The sequence below is a fragment of the Nostoc sp. genome, from assembly GCF_035638895.1.
GTDB lineage: Bacteria > Cyanobacteriota > Cyanobacteriia > Cyanobacteriales > Nostocaceae > Nostoc.
This window is the reverse complement of sequence record NZ_DASQZC010000675.1, coordinates 1-2069: the sequence shown is the minus strand read 5'-3', so window position 1 is coordinate 2069 and position 2069 is coordinate 1. Positions and strand designations below refer to the sequence as shown.

General features: G+C 50.9%; 1 protein-coding gene. It reads left to right on the top strand.

Going from position 1 to position 2069, the window contains the following annotated elements; genetic code table 11:
- Positions 1 to 41 precede the first annotated feature (41 nt).
- Positions 42 to 2069: nitric oxide synthase oxygenase (locus VE944_RS31775; protein WP_324987103.1), on the top strand; the 2028-nt coding region annotated here is incomplete at its 3' end.

Here is a 2069-nt window from a genome sequence, read left to right as displayed (position 1 = left end):
AGTTAGAATGGGCGATCGCAAACTGGAATCTCGCACCTCAGTTGAAGCTGAAAACGCGCCTCACCCAAAGTACTAGTGAGGGAAGTAGCAGCACGCTGACGCTGTTGGGACAGAACGGAAATCGTCGCCTCCACGCAGCAGCAACTCAGAGCAACGGCAAAACTGAATTCCAGATGCCCGAAGTAGTTCCCCTCACACCACAAGAGGAAGTCATTGTCAAAGATGTGTGGAACAAGCTGCGGGCGTGGAAAGAATTGCAAATGGAAAAGTTCATGAAGCGCCTTTTACTGGAGGAACCAGAACTAGAGTACATTTTTGGGGAGGCACTCGACAGCATCAGCGATTACTTCTATGAATTCTTGGACTGTTGCGTACATCAGCTTCAGCCTTATACCCAGAACATAGTTGGGGAACCCTTGATGGGTGTGCCTCCAGAAAAAGGAGATGGGTTAGATTCGGTTGAGGATTACGGAGCGCTGTTTGCCGATATGGGGATGCGTCCTCATCACTGGTTAAAGGCACGGCAGGTATGGATGTGGATGCTGCCGTCGATTCCGTACTTAGAAGAATATGATCGCGAAAATCTGGCACAAGGAAGCCAATCGGCTGTCTACCGCTTTTTCAATAGTTATGTGATTGTGCCAATGGTGGCGGCAATGCGTCGCTATGAGGAAGCTCTGCCTCCCCAAATGCTGCAACGGATGGCGGACTCTTGGACAGTGTTCAGCCAGAACAAGCAAGAGATGGGGATGCAGTTTTATCAAATCCTGTTTGAGAAGTATCCCTTTGTGTTGCCCATTTTTGGACGGGCAGACATGGATTATTTGTCCCTGCACCTGTTTCAATCGCTAGAATTTTTGATGCGCTGTCTCAGCAGTCACAGCACTGATGAGATGATGCAGGAATTGCGCTTCTTAGGAAAGCTACATGGCAGCGCCGGAGTGCCATCCTTTGCCTATCCTGCTATTTCCGACATTATGTTTGTCCTGTTTGAGAAATACGTGCCGGACTTTTCGCCAGAGTTACGGCAGGCGTGGCAGACGTTATTTGATCGCGTTACTAATATCATCAAGCTGCCTAAGCTAAATGAGGAGCGCTTGCTCAAAAAAGCCAAGCAGTATTTGGATCAGATTGCGCTTGAACAGGCGTGGGAACCGGAGGATCAGGCACGACGCTGGGTAGAAATCCAAGAAGAAGTAAATGCGACGGGTACTTACACCCACACTTACGAAGAATTGACCTATGGGGCGCAGTTGTCGTGGCGCAATGCGTCCAAGTGTATTGCTCGAATTCAGTGGAATAATATGGTGGTGCGCGATCGCCGTCATGTCACCGACCCCGACGAGATGTTTCGCGAGTTAGAAGAACACCTACGGTTTGCCACCAACGGCGGTAATATCCAAATTACCATGACCGTCTTCCGTCCCAAGCAGCCCAAGGAACGCTGGGGGCCGCGCATTTGGAATTCTCAACTAATTCGCTACGCCGCTTATAAGCAACCAGATGGAAGTGTGATCGGCGATGGAGCCAACTTTGATCTAACCGAAGCGATTATCAAGCTAGGCTGGCAACCGCCGGAACCACGCACGCCCTACGATATCCTGCCCTTGGTGATTGAAGCCGCAGGAATGGAGCCGAAGCTCTATGAGTTTAATCACGAGGATGTACTGGAAGTGGAAATTGAGCATCCCTCGATTCCAGAGTTCAAGTCCTTGGGCTTCCGCTGGTACGCCATCCCAGCCATCAGCAACTTCCGCATGGACATTGGTGGCGTTACCTACGCCTGCCTTCCCTTCAATGGCTGGTACATGGGTACCGAACTGATGAGGGATTTCCTAGAAGATTGGCGCTACGACAAGACGGAGGACATCGCCAAATTGCTCAAGCTGGATATGAGTTCTGAGCAAACCTTGTGGCGCGATCGCGTAGCGCTGGAACTCAACGTCGCCATCCTGTACTCGTTCCAGAAAGCCAAAGTTTCGATGGTGGATCACCAGACTGCCTCTAAACAGTTCCTCGCTCACGACTTGCGCGAAAAGAAAGCAGGGCGCGAGTGTCCGGGAGATGCG